This is a genomic window from Paenibacillus sp. JT31N17, from assembly GCF_056269255.1.
The window spans coordinates 1,327,849-1,344,246 of the sequence record NZ_JBWDNP010000001.1; the positions used below are offsets into that span (position 1 = coordinate 1,327,849).

Here is a 16,398-nt window from a genome sequence, read left to right on the forward strand (position 1 = left end):
AAGTCTGATTGCCAGCTGCAAAAGTATTGCAGAAAAGTGCGTTAACGCTCGTCATGGGTATGATAGCGCTCCTGTTATTGTTTCCCATTGTGATTACGTTCACCAATTCGCTCATGACCGGACAGGAAATTGACATCGATTACGGATCAATCGGGCAGATGAAAGAGACGGCTGCAGGAAAAGCTATTCCTTTTGTAAATTTGAAATTGCTGCCGGATCAAGTGTCTCTGGAGCAGTACGGCAAGGTGCTCATAAGCAGCCCCAGATATCTGGCGATGTTCTGGAATTCGGTGTGGCTGGTGGTGCCGATCATTGCAGGGCAGACCCTTATAGCGGCCCTTGCCGCCTATGCGCTCTCCAAGCTGAAATTTCGCGGCCGCGATACGCTGTTTCTGATCTATCTGTTGACGATGCTCATGCCGTTCCAGGTGACACTTGTGCCGAATTACATTATGGCTGACAAACTGGGATTGCTGGGCAGTTCAAATGCCATAATCCTGCCCGGCATTTTCGCAGCTTTCGGAGTGTTTATGCTTCGCCAGTTCATGCTGCATATTCCGTATGCCTACATCGAAGCGGCCAAGATGGACGGTGCCGGCCATTTGCGGATATTCCGGACGGTCATCGTCCCCATGGTCAAACCGGGTCTTGCCGCGCTCGTGGTCCTCTTGTTCGTCGATTATTGGAATATGGTGGAGCAGCCGCTTATATTTCTGGACGATCCGTTCAAGCAGCCGCTTTCCGTCTATTTATCCAGGCTCAGTGGCGAGCCGGGAATTGCTTTTGCCGCATCTGTGCTCTATATGGCTCCGATGGTGCTGCTGTTTCTGTATGCGGAAACCTATTTCATTGAGGGCATTCAATTGTCCGGCATCAAAGGATAGTTTTGCCTCACGCAAAACGGATGTGTATGTTTACGATGCTCGTTTTGCCTCACGCAAAACTTTCAGGAAGGAGACGGGAAATGGAGCTGGAGAAAGAAGCGGCTGATCGCAGACGCAAACGGATGATTCAAGTCATGTCCATTGCTCTTTTGGGTCTGCTGATGTTTTTTACATTTTTCAGCAATACGCTGCAATCGCTGACTCTGCCGAAAGTGAGAACGGAGAAGCCGGTCAGCGGAAGTATTGCATTTACGCTTGACGGCAGCGGCATTCTGCGGCCGCTCGCTGAAGCCGGGCTCTTGAATCCCGCAGGCTGGAAGGTCCAGGAGATTCTCGTCAAACCTGGCGATCATGTGAAGAAAGGCCAGCAGCTGATTACCTATGACAGCAAATCTGCCGAACGGGAATTGGAAGATGAAATAACCAATTTAAACAAGCAGAAAATCGGGCTGCAAAATGTTCAGGATCAGTTCATCTTAACAGCCAAGGAAGGGGACCCGCTGAAGATACGGAGTGCCGGACGCGAGATCGAAACACTTAAGCTGGATTTGGCGGCACAGGAGCGCAAAATTAACGCACTTAGAGAGAATCTGGAAAGTCAACAGGAACTCACCGCTCCATTCGACGGAATTATAACGCAAGTGAATGCCATAGAAGGATTAACATCAACGGCAGGACCGGATATTCTTGTCTCGAACAACAGCAAGGGCTACCAATTGGATATTTCTGCGGATTCATCGTTATTGACCAGACTGGGAATTACGGCCGGAGAGAAGTTAAAGGTCGAGGTGCATTCCGTACAGGAGCAGCAGAGCCGCATGATCGACGGCGTTATTGAGGAAATAAAGAATGCAGAGCCGCTGGCCGCGGACTCGTCCGGTGCCGAAGCGGACAAGAGCTTAACGATCCCCCAGAAGCTTCTTCATGTGAAGATCGTCGACGCCAAGCTGAAAGGGGGTGAAGAGGCGCAGATCAAAATCGGGAAGCCCTCCCGTCAACAAGGACTTATCGTTTCCAATGAAGCTGTTCACAGGGAAGGCGACGGCAGTTTTGTTTATAAGATTGAAGAGCAGCGGGGCGCACTTGGCAATGTATTCGTTGCCCGCAAGGTCCAGATTCAGTCCAGTGAAACGAATGGCAAGGAAACGATGATTCAGTCGGATAATATTTATGAGGATGACCGGATTATTCTGGAAAGCAGCGAGCCCCTGCAGGACGGAAACCGTGTTCGTCTGCAGTAGTCAAGCATGAAGCAGCATATTACAGGAGGTATTCATACGATGAGAAAGTGGATGTGCATCATACTTATTCTATTGACGATAACAACGACCGCGTGCAGTTCCGGAGACAACGGGGAAACAGCAGGCAATGAGAAGTCGGCGGCTAAAGAAGGTAAAACCGTCGTCACGTTGTCTATCCAGCAAGCGAGTCCCTTTTATGAGACGTTAGAGAAAAAGTTTGAGGAGAAGTGCCCGGACATCGATTTGCAAATTAAGGCTTATCTGCAGGCAGGCGAGCAAGTGGACTCGGCCAATTATGAAAAATACCAAAAAACGATGAATACAGAGCTGCTTTCGGGAAAAGGCGCGGATATTTACGAAATAAGCAGGCTGCCTTTCGAGGAGTACGTGAGCAAACAGCTCTTTCTGAACATGGATGATCTCATGGAACAAGACAAGACGCTTGACAAGAGCGATTTGGAGATGAATATCTTGAATGCAATCAAGATGAATGGCGGTACATATGCCATCCCTTCGGGTTTTTCCCTCCGGGCGTTCGTAGGCGACGGGAGCGTTCTGGAGAATGCGAATATCGACGATAAGAACTGGACCTGGGATGAATTTACAGAGATTGCGAAGCAGATTATTCAAAAGGAGCAGGAGAACGGCAACGCGAACCGCTATGCCATCGCGGATTATCCGCCGGATGTCCTCCTTCAGGAAATGGTTGTGGATCATTACCCGGAATTCGTTGACAGCGCAGCGAAAAAGGCCATGTTCGATTCTCCTGTGTTCCTGGACACGATGCAGCAAATAAAAAAAATGTACGATGACAAAATCATGACTGCGGGTCCTGCGGAAATCGGCAAGCAAATGTTCTTCTCGACTGTCGTGCAGTCGCCCGCAGATTTGATCAATGGTCCGCATGCCTTATTCTCAAGTCCCAAGCTGCTGCAAAAGCCGCATGCCCAAGGTCAATCAGGCGGAATGAGAATTATCCCCATGTCCCAGTTCGCGATACAAGCCAAATCTCAGGTCCAGGAGGAGGCCTGGAAGCTCATCGCCTTCCTGCTTTCCGCAGACGGGCAATCCCTGCAGGACCGGGAAGGATTCTCACTTCTTAAATCGGTTAACGAGAAGACATTAAACGATATTCAGCAGCAAGTCAAAAGCGGAACATACAAGCTGGCAGACGGGAAAGCAGTCCAGGTATCGGATGAAGAATTTACCCGGTTCAAGCAGCTCATAGATACAGCAGATAACTTCGCGGTACTTGACGGTAAAGTGGTTTCCATTGTCTCCGAGGAGGGCCTGACCTTCTTCGGAGGGCAGAAATCTGCGGAGGAAGTAGCGAAGCTGATCCAGAACCGGATAACAACCTATCTGAACGAATAGCAATTATTGAAGCAAGAAGCAGCCGCCCCGTGCGCTGCTTTTTTCCTGTCAGCATGATGACTGGACAATGTATAGAAGCCGTTTCATGATGCAAAGTTTTATAAAAATTTAATTTTAAACCCCATTTCGATTTAAACAGTTTTCCTTATCCTAGAGGGGAAGAAGGGATAGGAGGATGCCGTAATGAAGGACAGGACAGTGGACGAGACTTTCAATACCTTATATGAAACGTACTATAAACAAGTCTACTATTCAGCTTTTTCGGTAATAAGAGACCATTTTCTGGCACAGGATGTGGTTCAGGAAACCTTCGTCAAGGTTTTCCGCCGTTTCAATACCTTTAAAGATAAAGCAAAGAAGGATGCCTGGCTCAAGGTTATTTCCAGAAATACAGCGATCGACTTATACCGAAAGAAACTTAGAAGGCAGGAAATTTTCAACGAACATATTGAATTATTAGCCGGGGCTGCCGAGGACGACATGGAGCGCTCCATCGAGATGAAGATTGACCGCCAATTGCTTTGCTCCTTGCAGCCAAAGCATCAGAATGCGCTACTGCTTATCTATGAATATGGAATGACCTATGAACAGCTTGCTTCCTATCAGAACACTTCCGTCAGCGCAGTGAAGTCGCAGCTGCATCGTGCAAAGAAAAAACTGCAATCCATGGCAAGGGAAACGGAATAGCGCTCTATGCAATTCCACATCCTAACAATAGGTGAATAAAGGATAAGGAGGACGAACCCATGAATTCCAAGCCGGATTTCAGCGGACTGGACTGGTTGAAATTTCTGGCCGCTATATTGGTTGTTGCCAATCATACCGGTCCGCTGCAAACCTACAGTCCCTATGCCGATTTTCTGTTAAGCGGTGTCCTTACACGTATAGCCGTTCCCGTGTTTTTCATGACCTCAGGATTCTTTTTCTTCCGCAAGCTGACCGGGGACCCCTCAGCGGATAAAAAAAAGCTGTTTCGCTATTCGAAAAAAATTGGAATACTATATGCGATTGCCATATTGTTGTATATTCCGTTAAACATATATACTGGTTATTTCACCGTTCATTTTACTGCGTATTCCTTCATCAGAGACATTATATTTGACGGCACCTTTTATCATTTGTGGTATTTGCCGGCTTTGCTTGCCGGGTTATTTATGACCTTCTTCTTGTACGAAAGATTGTCGATGAATGCGCTGCTTGCAGCGGCCGGATTATTGTATATCTTCGGGCTGCTTGGCGGGAGCTATTATGGACTTATTGCGGACAATAAAGGAATTTCGCAGGTCTACGATGGAATCTTTACTTTGTTTGACAACACGCGCAACGGGCTGTTTTACGCACCTGTTTATCTTGTATTGGGTGCTTGGGCAGCCAGGAGGCCACAGCCGGCGGGGAGCGCAATGAAGAATGCCGGCTTGTTTCTGGCATCGCTCGGATTCATGCTTGCCGAGGGAATCCTCCTGAATTCAGCGGGAATTCCCAGGCAGGACGGTATGTATTTTTTTGCTCTGCCAGCCGCTTATTTTTTATTTCAATGGGCGCGGGAATGGAAGGGGAGATCAGGCAAAGCCTTCCGGGAGTGGCGGGTGTGGGTTTATATATTGCATCCTTACGCGATCGTGTTTGTACATGCAGCGATACAAGCCGAAAGCCTTGAGGATTTGTTCATTGCGAACAGCCTGTTTCGTTTTCTTGCGGTATGTTTGTTGTCAATCGCCATGGCCGCGGCTGCAGGACGGATATCCCTGATTAGAATTTCAATTCCAGGCCTGGGAAAACAGAAAACAAATACAACCCATTGACATAAAAAATCTAACAATGTTATATTTCTGAATGAGATTAAAATTTAAAAGGAGGGTGAATCCATTTGAGTCGCCGTGAGCGGCATAAGCAGGAGCTTCGGCAGCGAATTATTTTTGCGACGAGGGAGATCGCTTCCGAAGAAGGATGGCAGGGCATAACGATCCGCAAGGTAGCGGAGCGGATCGAATACAGTCCGCCGACTATTTACGAGTATTTCGAGAACAAGGATGCGCTGCTTTATCAGCTGCTGAAGGACGGATTTCACTTGCTCTATCTCGATCTGGCGAAGGCTAAAGAGGAGAACAAGGAAACACCGCAGCAAACACTGTATGCTATTGCCAAAGCGTACTGGGCTTTTGCTTTCCGGGAACGCGAATTATACGAAATTATGCATGGCCTTGGAGGCGTTTCGTTTGGGACCCGTGAAACTCCCGAGGAACCCGTTCGGGTATTCTTCCTGCTGCGCGATGCCATTACTGACTGTCTGAACATCGAGACGAATGATCTTGACGGTGAAGTCGATTTATTCTGGAGCAATTTGCATGGCATGATTTCTCTGACGATTCAGGGCCGCATGAAAGGCGGCAAGGAACGCGCCGAGGTTCTGGTCGATCGAATGGTGGAGTTATATATCAAGGCATGGGGGTAGCTCCCCTTTTCTTTTTGCAAAAAAATAACACAGTTAGATAATCGAACGATGATAATATTAGGAGGCATTCCCATGTATACTTATCTGTTGTTCATCCATATTATCTCGGCCGTGACAGCTATCTGCGCCGTTATCGGCTATCCATTAATCATGGGCAGCGTCAGCACGGCAGGGCAGGCAAGGTTCGGATTGGCGCTGCTGGAGAAGATGGCGATCCTCCCGAAAGCCGGCGGGACACTGCTGCTTCTGACCGGTCTGGCACTCGGCTTCCTGCAAACCTATCTGTTCCACCAGATGTGGTATGTGGTCTCGATAGCCATCTTCTTCGTCATTCTGGTCATTCTGGCCGTCCTGCTTCCATCCGGCATCAAAGAGCAGCTTGCGCTGCTGCAGCAGACGCAAGGAGATGCGCTGCCGGACGAGTACCGGCGGAGCCGCAGGCGCTCCGCCTGGTTGGAAGGAATTGCGAATCTGGCCGTTTTCATCTCGATTCTGCTGATGGTGTTCAAGCCCTTTTAAACCTACGAAGAGCGGCCAGCTTTGAAACGGCGACTGCCAACGATAAAGCGTGAATTGATCCCGCCAATCATTATGCAGCAGGCATTTCTTCCCGTTTGTGCTATCATTAAACGATAAAACATCAATCTCCCGCCTCGCCGAAAGGAGCAGTCATCGCTATGAATTCTTCGTTTATTGATCAACCGAACGGGATTTTCCCTTCCGTATGTCCGCTTGATTGCCCGGATCAATGCGGCCTGCTGGTCCGCAAGGAGTCGGGGAAAATCGTAAAAATAGACGGTGACCCGTCCCATCCCGTCACACAAGGGGCCATTTGCAACAAAGTGCGCAATATGACGGAGCGGATCTACGATCCGAACCGCCTGCAGTATCCGCTGCTGCGGACGGGGCCCAAGGGCTCCGGGCAGTTCCGGCGCATCAGCTGGGAGGAGGCTCTGGAGACCATCGCCTCTCGGTGGAAGACACTTGCGGCTTCCGGGGAGGGAGCAGAGTCGATTCTGCCTTACAGCTTCTACGGCAATATGGGCAGAATTGGCACCGAAGGGATGGGGCGGAGGTTCTTCAACCGCCTGGGAGCCAGCCGGCTCATTTATTCCATTTGCGAAGCGGCTGGCTCGGAGGGCTACCGCTACACGATGGGCGGCAGCTACGGAACGGATCCGGAGGAAACGGTTCATGCCAAGCTTCATATCATGTGGGGCATCAACGCGGTCAGCACAAATATGCACCAGGTTACGATCGCCGAGAAGGCGCGCAAGCAGGGGGCGCAAATCGTCGTTATCGATGTTCACCGGAACCGGACGGCGAAGTGGGCGGACTGGTTCATTCCCGTTATGCCCGGCACGGATGCGGCGCTGGCGCTTGGAATTATGTTTATTTTGTTCGCGGAAGGATTGACGGACGAGGATTTTCTTCAACAGTATACGGTCGGACATGAGGAGCTGCGCGAGCATGTCCGTCAGTATCCGCCGGACGTCGTATCCGCCATTACGGGCGTGCCTGTGGATGATATCTATAAGCTTGCGCGGCTGTACGGCAGCACGACACCGTCGTTTATCCGGATCGGAAACGGACCGCAGCATCACGATAACGGGGGTATGACCACCCGCGCGATCGCCTGTCTGCCTGCGCTCACGGGGCAGTGGCTGGTCAAGGGCGGCGGCGCGATAAAAGGCAACGGCGGTTATCTGAGCCTGAACAAATCCGCCCTGGAGCGTCCCGGTCTGAGCCGCAAGAACACCCGGCGAATCAATATGAATCTGCTGGGCAGTGCCCTGCTGGAGCTGGACCGGCCGATCCGCTCGCTTTACGTGTACAATTCCAATCCGGCAATTGTCGCCCCCGAAGCGAATAAAGTAAGGGAAGGGCTGGCGAGCGAGGATTTGTTTACTGTGGTTCACGATCTGTTCCTGACCGAGACGGCGAAATTCGCCGATATCGTGCTGCCTGCGACCTCGTCATTCGAAAATACCGATCTTTATACGTCGTATTGGCATCACTATGTGCAGCTGCAGCAGCCGGTCATCGAGCCATGCGGGGAAAGCAAGTCCAATGTCGAGGTATTCAGGCTGCTGGCGCAGGCGATGGGCTTCGACGAGCAGCCGCTGTGCGATACGGAGGAGGAGATGATCCAACAGGCGCTGGACGCTCCGGGCAATCCCCGCCTGCAAGGAATTACGCTGGAAGGCTTGACGGCCAGCCAGTTCGCCAAGGCCGACGTGAAGCCAGTCCTCCAGGACAAACTGCATACTCCGAGCGGCCGCATCGAGCTGTATTCCAAAGCGATGCAGCGCAGCGGTTATCCGGCTCTGCCGACCTACGTACCGCTGGTTGACGACGGTCCGCATCCACTGCTGTTCATACCGACGGCCAATCACAATTTTCTCAACTCGACATTCGCCGGGAACGACAAGCATATACAGATGGAAAAAGCGCCGCGGCTTTATATGAATATCCTGGATGCCGAAGCACGCGGTATCCGGGACGGAGACACGGTACGGGTATGGAATGGACGGGGAAGCTGTGAGCTTGCGGCAGCGGTTGGCAGCGACGTTCTGCCTGGAGTCGTCGTCAGTCAGGGACTGTGGTCCGATGCCGCAGGGGGCAAGGCGCTCGTCAACGCGCTGACGCCGGACCGCGTTGCCGATATGGGCAATGGCGCGACCTTTTTCTCCGGAAGGGTGCAGGTGGCACAAGCACTTCATCTGCAGCAATGACAGGCGGAGCATCCCTTTGCCCTTAACGGGAAGTTATCGCAATCTATTGACCGCGAAGCGGACTTGCGACAAAGTGATTTTACATTAGCGGCGGGCAGCGGCATGATTGAAGTTCTGAATACTTCACAGCTTGCCGGCAGCTGCTTGCTAAAAATAGTTATTCAGGAGAATGGCCCGGATTGACAGGATCCGGGTATTTTTTTCGTCCGGAGCCTATTCCTGCTCCCGTAAGGGAGCATTTTAAGGCGGCAGCATTATTTAGAAAAAGAAAATCGCTTGACATGGAGTATACTCCATGCAATAAGCTTCAGTTGCTTAACCGAATAGGCAATAGGCAGAGAGGAGGGCAAGGGGTGGAAGCCTGCATTTTTTAGACAGCAAGATTATGAACCAGGACAAGCCGCTGCTGCAATGCCATACAGGATGTTGAGAAAATCGGCTGCCGGAATATGACATGAACGTTTCCCTGCTGCAGCGTATTGTAGCAGAAAAAAATCAAAATGGAGTCGCCAATGACTGAAATATACACTGCTTCGGGAATAATGAACGCAGCCAACCCCTTTTCTTGGACCAGATTAAGCATCATTGAAATTAGGAGGAGATTGAATATGCATACGGACAATATAGAGACAATTACACCTCAGGCACCGATTCCTTCGGGCTTCGGGCCGCAAACAACAGCACGCGAGGCGCTTGGCGGACGTGATTTGACGGGCAAAATCGCCATCGTAACCGGCGGGTATACCGGCATCGGCCTTGAGACAACCCGCGCGTTGGCAGAAGCAGGCGCGACGGTCATTGTCCCCGCCCGCACGCCAGAGAAAGCCCGTGCTTCATTATCGGGTATCTCGAGAGTGGAGCTGGAGGAGCTGGATCTAATCGATCCTGCTTCCATCGACGCCTTCGCGCAGCGGTTTCTGAATTCTGGACGGCCGCTGGACATCCTGATCAATAATGCAGGCATTATGGGACCGCCGCAGGTGCACGATGCGCGTGGTTTCGATACCCAATTCGCCACCAATCATCTGGGACACTTCCAGTTGACCGCGCGGCTCTGGCCGGCTTTGGTGAAGTCGGGAAGCGCAAGGGTCGTCTCGCTTTCTTCCGTTGGAATCCGTTACGGAAGCGTAGATTTTGACGATCCCAACTTCGAACGCAGGGCATATGACAAATACCAGGCCTACGGCCAGTCCAAATCTGCCAACTCGTTGTTTGCAATCGCATTGGACAGGCGGGGCCGGGAGCATGGCGTCCGCGCCTTCGCCGTTCACCCTGGCGCAGTCATGAGCGGATTAGTGCGTTATATGTCGGAAGAGGAGCTGAGCGCCTCCGGTGCGCTTGACGAGGAAGGTAATCCTCCCGCTGAGCCGCTGTACGTATTCAAGACCACGGAGCAGGGAGCGGCGACGAGTGTATGGTGTGCAGCGAATACGCAGCTGGACGGCAAGGGCGGCGTTTACTGCGAGGATGCCGATATCTCCGTAGTTGTCCCCGCTGACGCTCCGATGGGGCCGGGTGTCGTACAATGGGCGATCGATCCCGGCTTGGCAGAGCGGCTGTGGCGGCTCAGCGAAGAGATGACCGGCGTGAAATTCACGATCTGACTGTACGCGGCCTTACGATTGCATGAACATAGCCATGATAACCGCATCATTGCGCAAAGCCTGTTGAGAACACTCAACAGGCTTTTGCCGTGTAAAGGCGGGCTTGCAGTGCCGCCTGCGTGACGTGAATTTGATATTCACCTATAAAATCTCCAGCTTTTCCTTCAGTTATTCGCTTCTGCCGCAAAGCTCCTGCGCTTGAGCTTTTACAGTGCATTAACGGCTTTTTCGCCAACCATGCGGATAGAGCCGTTTTTGCTGTTTTTTCGAAAGTGCAGCTTATTAAAATTTGAAATCGTTCCTTCTGTATCGGGCGTCAAGTTAGTCTTCGGGAACAACCGACCGCAAGGAGACAGGCGCTGATCACTGCCGTCACCACGGCAATGATGTGTAAACCTGAAGTCGTCACCGAGCCGCCGAATATAAGCCCCAGCAAACTGGTGGAGAAGATGCTGCCTACGGAACGGAACGTCTGGAACAAACCGGATGCAACGCCGGTCTCTTCCGGTTTCGTATGGCTATACAAGGCTGTTGAAAGCCCCATATTGTTCATTCCATTTGAGATGCCGATGACTGCAGCGACCAGCAGAATGATCGGAACAGAAGTATGAGACCCAAGCACAAGGAGCAGGAGGGTACCCGCTACAAGCACGATACTGCCGATGATGACAGGCTGCCGGTAGCTTGAACGGCGAATCATCCGGACTGCGAGCGGAGTCGTCAATACGCCGATGCCAGCAAAAGGAAGCATCAGTAATCCGGCGGTCTGCGGATCGTAGCCTCTAACTTGGCCCAGCCATAACGGCAAGCCAAAGAAGAGCGAATAGAACACGATGTTCAGACCGGCATACTGGGCAAATACGGAAGTAAGCCGGATATTCGACGCCAGCATCCTGACATCCAGAAACGGTTTATCCGTACGCAGCTCCCGCAGGATCAGCAGAGCCCCGGCAACCGGAACGACGATCAGCAGCCACCACTGGGCACTATTGCCAATCGTGACCAGGAAGAACATCAGGCTTGCGAACATGCCGCTGAACAATACGATTCCCGGAAGATCGATCATATGCAGAACGCCTTTCCGCGCTTCCGGAGGCTGATTCTGCTTGTCCGCAGGGATCCACCTGAATGCCAGGATAAGCACCAGCGCCGCAACCGGTACATTGATCCAGAAGATGGATTGCCATCCCGCATGAGCTACCAGAAGACCGCCCAAAGTAGGCCCGAAAGCGGCCATGACGTTGGCGGTAATGGAGATTAGCCCGAGTGCCGCAGTTGAGCTTTTACCGTCATCACGGTCAGCCGTTCGGGAAACGGAGCGAATGATCGACAGACCGGCAGGAAAGGCGCATGTGCTTCCGAAAGCCTGCAGGATCCTGAGTGCCAGCAGCCAACCGAAAGACGGCGCCCAGGCAGAGAGAAGACTGCTGATGATAACCAGCGCCATTCCGGTGCTGAAAACGCGGCGTGGGCCGAACAGATCCGCAAGCTTGCCCATCAAGGGCTGGCCTACCGTCGCCGCAAGGTAGAAACTCGAAATCAGCCAGGTTACGGTCGTTATGCCTACCCCGAAGCTGGAGCCGATATTCAGAAGCGCGACGGAGATCATGGATGAGTTCAGCGGGTTAAGTAAAACGCCCAGTGCAACGACCCATGTGACCTGTTTCATTACTCGCTGATGGTCTGACCCTATTGGGGCAGCCATTGTACCCGCAGCCGATGTCATTATATATTGCCTCCTTTTATGTGATCCTTTTATGGAGCTTCTTTCATCCCAACCGGCCACTCTATTATTGTAAGATTGATTACTCATAAATAAAAATATATATTTAATTATAAATTAATCACTTTATAGTTATGGATTGAGGTGGGAATTCAATGGATTTATTGCAGCTCCAATATTTTCAAAAAGTAGCGCAGCTGGAGCATATGACGAAGGCCGCACGCGAGCTTCAAATTGCCCAACCGGCCCTAAGCATGACAATTGCACGCTTGGAGAACGATTTGGGAGTACCCTTATTTGACCGTCTGGGACGGCAGATCCGGCTCAATGCGTATGGAAGAGCTTTTCTCATCAAAGCGGAAACGGCACTGAAAGCTCTGGAGGAAGGACGGCGCGAGCTCGCGGATATGTCGGGGCTGGAGCATGGGCGCGTATCTCTGGCGGTGACAACTTTAAACCGTTTCTCCAAGCTGTTGGGCGCTTTTCTTGCCAAGCATCCCGATGTCAGCTTTCGCGTAATCCAGGTTCCTACAGAGGAATCGAAAACCCGGCTGCTCAGCGGTGAAATCGACTTTTGTTTCTCTTATCAGCCCTTTGAGCAGCCGGAGGTCTGTTGTTTGCCTTTATTTACGGAAGACATTCTGCTGGCTGTACCGGCTTCACATCATCTTGCAGGCCGGCGAAGCATAAGCCTTCACGAGGTGGCCCACGAATCTTTCGTCAGTCTGAAAACCGGATACAGCTTCCGCGATATAACCGATGAATGCTGCCGGAAAGCAGGTTTTGTCCCAAATATTGTGTGCGAGGGAGACGAGCCAGCGGCGATAGATGGCTTGGTTCGGGCGGGTTTGGGAATCGCTTTTCTGCCGGCGGCGGCAAGAAAAGAGTATTCTTCGCTTCATTTGCTGGATATTGCAGAGCCTGTCTGCCAATGGACCCTTCATTTGAGCTGGCTTGAACAGCGCTATCTGTCACAGGCGGCACGCCGGTTTCATGATTTTGTCATCCGCCTGTATGGAAAAAAGAGCATTTCGCCATGACATTTCCATATGGGGCTGGATGAAAATCGCTTGACATGGAGTGAACTCCATCCGATATGATGCGATGGAACAGGAACAGGCTTGGCGGCCGATTGTCAATAAGCAATGAGAAGGCTTGGGCTGCAGCCCCAAATTGAGCTCGCTGATGGCTGAAATGCATGCTGCTTCGGGAATAATAAATGACAATCCGGACCGCCCAATATAGGACCTGTTGAAGCGTTCAAAACCAGGAGGAGGTTAATATGCAAACAGCTAACCGCTATACAATTACGCCCCAGGCTCCAATCCCATCCGGCTTCGGTCCGCAAACAACAGCACGGGAAGCGCTGGGCGGACGCGAATTGACGGGTAAGATCGCCATCGTCACCGGCGGATATTCCGGTGTCGGCCTTGAAACCACCCGTGTTCTGGCCGAAGCAGGTGCAACTGTGATTGTGCCTGCACGTACGCCGGAGAAAGCCCGCGCTGCGGTTGCAGGTATCTCCCGCGTGGAACTGGAAGAGCTGGATCTTTTCGATCCCGCTTCCATCGATGCCTTTGCGCAGCGCTTTCTGGACTCGGGACGGCCGCTGCATATCCTCATCAATAATGCCGGAATTATGGCTGCCCCGCTTGTACGCGACGCACGCGGCTACGAGTCCCAATTCGCCACCAATCATCTGGGGCACTTCCAGCTTACGGCGAGGCTGTGGCCTGCATTGAAGCGGGCTGGAAGCGCGCGGGTTATCTCGCTCTCATCAACTGGAATCCGCTTCGGAGGCGTTGATTTTGACGATATAAACTTCGAGCGGCGGGAGTACGACAAGTGGAAGGCTTACGGCCAGTCCAAATCCGCCAACGCATTGTTTGCCGTCGCGCTGGACAGACGCGGCGCGGCTTATGGCATCCGCGCCTTTTCCGTCCATCCCGGCAGAATTCTGACCGATTTGGTGCGGCATATGTCGGACGAGGAGAAGGGAGCAGCAGGAGGAAATTTAAAGACCACCGAACAGGGAGCAGCGACGAGCGTCTGGTGCGCAACAAGTGATCAGCTGGAGGGAAAAGGCGGCGTATTCTGTATGGATGCCGATATTGCCGGGGTTGTATCGGAAGAAGCTCTGCAAGGGCTGGGCCAGGTGATGACAGGCGTACTTCCCTGGGCGATCGATCCCGGCCTGGCGGAGAGGCTTTGGCAGGTCAGCGAGGAGATGACGGGCGTAAGGTTCACGGCTTGAACCGGAGCATAAAATAACATGATTGCTTGGATCATGAAGGGTAATGTGAACAGCAGCTGAGCCTGCAGATGCAGGCTCAGCTGCTTATTTTTGCTCAAAATAGGTGCAAGGATAACATTATTCCAATTCAGTCAAAATCATTTCTCCATTCTGGAGTTGACTAATCCCAATGCTGTGCTTATAATAAAAAAATGAACGGTCTGTCTTATATTGACGGGAAATAAAGTCTCTCATCAATATAAAACAATAGTTGGTAAATTATATTGATTTAAAGGAGAGATCTTCAATGAGCAGAATATAGCAGGTGACTTAGGACCAGGGAAATTTGAAATATCGTTATTGTTGTGTCCGTGTGAAATTCGTTTCAGAACAAAATCAATTTTTTTTGCCCTATGGAGAACGATCGTTCTCGATGGAGTAATTACTTCATAAAAACAAAATCAACACAATAGAAACTAAATACTGGAGGAATCGAAATGGAAAGAATGAATGGGAAAGTTGCATTGATCACAGGAGGAAACAGCGGTATCGGTCTGGCAACTGCAAAATTATTTGTGGCGGAAGGGGCGAAAGTAGTTATTACAGGCAGGAATCAGGCTAAGTTATCCGCCGCGGTCGAAGAACTTGGTGTCAATGCCTTTGCCGTCCAGATGGATGCGGGTGATCCGGCAAGCATGGAAAAAACGGTGGCTGCAGCGGTGGCCAAATTCGGTAAGCTGGATGTAGTTTTTGCGAATGCGGGCATTGCCGGAAATACACCTCTGGGCGGGACCGAGCTGTCTGTATTTGAGGAAATTATCAAGGTCAATGTTACCGGAGTATTTTTTACCGTACAAGCGGCCCTGCCGCATTTGAAGTCTGGGGCGTCGGTCATTTTGAACGGCTCGGTGCTGGCGTCATTGGGCGCATCCGGGTATTCGGCCTATGCAGCGAGTAAAGGCGCGGTCAGAAGCATGGTTAGAGTGCTGGCTACCGAGCTGTCGCCTCATGGTATCCGGGTGAATACGATTGTTCCGGGAGCAACCCGTACGCCAATCTGGGGACAATCGACGCCTGAAGGCATGTCCAGCCTGGAGAATGCGCTATCGCCGTCCATTCCGCTTAATCGCCTGGCCGATCCGGATGAAGTCGCCAAGGCCGTCTTATTCCTGGCCTCGGATGATTCCTCCTACATCCAGGGTACTGAAGTCGTTGTCGATGGAGGCGCAACTTCTTCGCCGGCTGGGGCCCCCATCTATCGGGCAAAAGGATAAGAAAGCAATTGGCGCAAGTTTCATCATAATACCAATTAACATGAATATTCTGTGGGTGCGGTGTTCTCCAAATAGCGGCAGGACTCGCCCCATATCGCCGAGAAATGAAGCTCAACGCAATACCCAGCAATTATTAAACAGGAGGTAATAACAATGTCTAAATTAAATATTGGAATTATTTTGGGAAGCTTCCGTCAAGGACGCGTGAGTCCACAGGTAGGAGAATGGGTGAAAGCAATTGCTGACAAACGGGGTGATGCAAACTATGAAATCGTAGATATTGCAGACTTTAAATTACCGTTTTTTGGAGTTGAAGATGGCGAAGAACAGGTAAGGGCATGGTCAGAGAAGTTGAATAGCCTGGATGGATTCGTCTTCGTCACGGCAGAATATAATCACAGCGTGTCGGCAGTCTTGAAAAACGCACTCGATTCAGCCCGGGAGGCCTGGTACAATAAGGCAGCCGGCATCGTAAGCTATGGTTCAACAGGCGGAGCCCGTGCTGCCGAGCATTTACGCGGAATCTTGTCAGAGCTGAGCGTTGCGCATGTCCGTGTTCATCCAACATTATCCTTATTTACAGATTTTGAAAATTACAGCGTGTTTAAACCGGCTGATTTACATGTAAACAATGTTAATTCCATGCTTGATCAAGTGGTTGCATGGAGCGGCGCATTAAAGCCTTTGCGGTAAAGCTGTTTTAAAATCAGGAGCTGTGAATACTTAGAGGCAGTCCTCATAGTTACTGTCTTCAGCTTAAAATAGATCAAGGCTATTCAGCAATCGCTGCTGGGTAGCCTTTTTTTGCAATCTTTATTTCATCTTGATCTGCGCTTCATCCTTTCTTGACCTGACTTTACTAAACTAGCCTTGCAGTC

The 16,398-nt window shown here is 51.2% G+C and carries 14 protein-coding genes; 13 read left to right on the plus strand and 1 reads right to left on the minus strand.

The features are described from left to right. Positions 1-53 precede the first annotated feature (53 nt). The 9 genes from AC0YOB_RS05650 (at position 54) to AC0YOB_RS05690 (ending at position 10,290) form a co-directional block, all read left to right on the plus strand. Positions 54-884 carry a carbohydrate ABC transporter permease gene (locus AC0YOB_RS05650; protein WP_475792314.1) on the plus strand — a complete coding sequence of 277 codons (831 nt, stop codon included), beginning with the start codon at positions 54-56 and terminating at the stop codon, positions 882-884. Between the two features lie 80 nt (positions 885-964). Further along, positions 965-2,125: an efflux RND transporter periplasmic adaptor subunit gene (locus AC0YOB_RS05655; RefSeq protein ID WP_475791932.1), complete on the plus strand. Its 1,161-nt coding sequence runs from the start codon at positions 965-967 to the stop codon at positions 2,123-2,125. Between the two features lie 39 nt (positions 2,126-2,164). Then, positions 2,165-3,499, plus strand: a complete 1,335-nt coding sequence (locus tag AC0YOB_RS05660) for an ABC transporter substrate-binding protein (RefSeq protein ID WP_475791933.1) — start codon at positions 2,165-2,167, stop codon at positions 3,497-3,499. Positions 3,500-3,682: 183 nt separating this feature from the next. Further along, positions 3,683-4,186, plus strand: a complete 504-nt coding sequence (locus AC0YOB_RS05665; RefSeq protein ID WP_475791934.1) for an RNA polymerase sigma factor — start codon at positions 3,683-3,685, stop codon at positions 4,184-4,186. A 59-nt stretch (positions 4,187-4,245) separates the two neighbouring features. Beyond that, the gene (locus tag AC0YOB_RS05670) at positions 4,246-5,301 is read left to right on the plus strand and encodes an acyltransferase family protein (RefSeq protein WP_475791935.1); all 1,056 of its coding nucleotides are present in this window, start codon (positions 4,246-4,248) and stop codon (positions 5,299-5,301) included. Between the two features lie 65 nt (positions 5,302-5,366). Then, entirely contained in the window at positions 5,367-5,951 is a 585-nt protein-coding gene (locus tag AC0YOB_RS05675) for a TetR/AcrR family transcriptional regulator (RefSeq protein ID WP_475791936.1), read from the plus strand. A gap of 72 nt (positions 5,952-6,023) precedes the next feature. Beyond that, positions 6,024-6,470, plus strand: coding sequence for a DUF2269 family protein (locus tag AC0YOB_RS05680; RefSeq protein ID WP_475791937.1), 447 nt, complete (start codon positions 6,024-6,026; stop codon positions 6,468-6,470). 158 nt (positions 6,471-6,628) lie between these two features. Beyond that, positions 6,629-8,686, plus strand: coding sequence for a molybdopterin-containing oxidoreductase family protein (locus tag AC0YOB_RS05685; protein WP_475791938.1), 2,058 nt, complete (start codon positions 6,629-6,631; stop codon positions 8,684-8,686). A gap of 608 nt (positions 8,687-9,294) precedes the next feature. Next, positions 9,295-10,290: an oxidoreductase gene (locus tag AC0YOB_RS05690; protein ID WP_475791939.1), complete on the plus strand. Its 996-nt coding sequence runs from the start codon at positions 9,295-9,297 to the stop codon at positions 10,288-10,290. A 316-nt stretch (positions 10,291-10,606) separates the two neighbouring features. On the opposite strand, the gene AC0YOB_RS05695 is transcribed toward AC0YOB_RS05690, so the two are convergent. Continuing rightward, entirely contained in the window at positions 10,607-12,016 is a 1,410-nt protein-coding gene (locus AC0YOB_RS05695) for an MFS transporter (RefSeq protein ID WP_475791940.1), read from the minus strand. Positions 12,017-12,168: 152 nt separating this feature from the next. Between AC0YOB_RS05695 and AC0YOB_RS05700 the strand changes: the two genes are divergently transcribed. From AC0YOB_RS05700 to AC0YOB_RS05715, 4 genes are all read left to right on the plus strand, one after another. Next, on the plus strand, positions 12,169-13,053 hold the full coding sequence (locus tag AC0YOB_RS05700; protein WP_475791941.1) for a LysR family transcriptional regulator: 885 nt from the start codon (positions 12,169-12,171) through the stop codon (positions 13,051-13,053). 242 nt (positions 13,054-13,295) lie between these two features. After that, positions 13,296-14,267: an oxidoreductase gene (locus AC0YOB_RS05705; protein ID WP_475791942.1), complete on the plus strand. Its 972-nt coding sequence runs from the start codon at positions 13,296-13,298 to the stop codon at positions 14,265-14,267. A 476-nt stretch (positions 14,268-14,743) separates the two neighbouring features. Further along, positions 14,744-15,520, plus strand: coding sequence for an SDR family NAD(P)-dependent oxidoreductase (locus tag AC0YOB_RS05710; RefSeq protein ID WP_475791943.1), 777 nt, complete (start codon positions 14,744-14,746; stop codon positions 15,518-15,520). Between the two features lie 153 nt (positions 15,521-15,673). After that, complete coding sequence (locus AC0YOB_RS05715; protein ID WP_475791944.1) at positions 15,674-16,213, plus strand: NADPH-dependent FMN reductase; 540 nt, start codon at positions 15,674-15,676, stop codon at positions 16,211-16,213. Positions 16,214-16,398: the final 185 nt, after the last annotated feature.